At 47.3% G+C, this 556-nt stretch carries 1 protein-coding gene; it reads left to right on the top strand.

Translation table 11 applies throughout. The features are described 5' to 3' along the window. The first annotated feature begins 176 nt into the window (after positions 1 to 176). Positions 177 to 401, top strand: a complete 225-nt coding sequence (relB, locus tag PKE79_RS16600) for a type II toxin-antitoxin system RelB family antitoxin (RefSeq protein WP_000879771.1) — start codon at positions 177 to 179, stop codon at positions 399 to 401. The last annotated feature ends 155 nt before the right edge of the window (positions 402 to 556 follow it).

Here is a 556-nt window from a genome sequence, read left to right as displayed (position 1 = left end):
GGCTTAAGACCCATAATCGTTATCCTTTCAATAGTTAAGAGGAAAGCCCTCAAGCTAGATATATTGACCGCGTTACGGATTATCAAGAGGGGCTAACAAGATTATTTTTTGTTCTTTTACGTTGATTGTGGTACTGTTGATATACATGTATAGCAAATGGTGTTCGGGAGGTTTATATGCTTGCTATCCGGTTATCTGATGAGATTGAGTCCCGTCTGGACTCGCTGGCGAAGCAAACCGGCAGAACAAAGACGTTTTATGCGCGGGAAGCAATACTGGCGCATCTGGAAGACCTGGAGGATTATTATCTTTCAGCAGAAACTGCTGCACGCGTTCGCCGTGGTGATGAAGCAGTGCATTCGTCTGAAGACGTGAGGAAGTCACTTGGTCTGGACGATTAACTATTCCGATCGGGCGCTCAAATCGTTACGCAAGATGGACAAACAGAACGCACGACGGATTGTGGATTTTATGAGTTTACGCATTGCAGTTGCTGCCGATCCTCGCCAGTCAGGGAAGCCGCTCAAAGGTGAGCTGGGCGAGTTCTGGCGCTATC

It is taken from the genome of Microbacterium barkeri, from assembly GCF_027921765.1.
GTDB classification, from domain to species: Bacteria; Actinomycetota; Actinomycetes; order Actinomycetales; family Microbacteriaceae; genus Microbacterium; species Microbacterium barkeri.
Note: the sequence above shows the minus strand (reverse complement) of the source record. Positions and strands in the feature narration are given on the sequence as shown.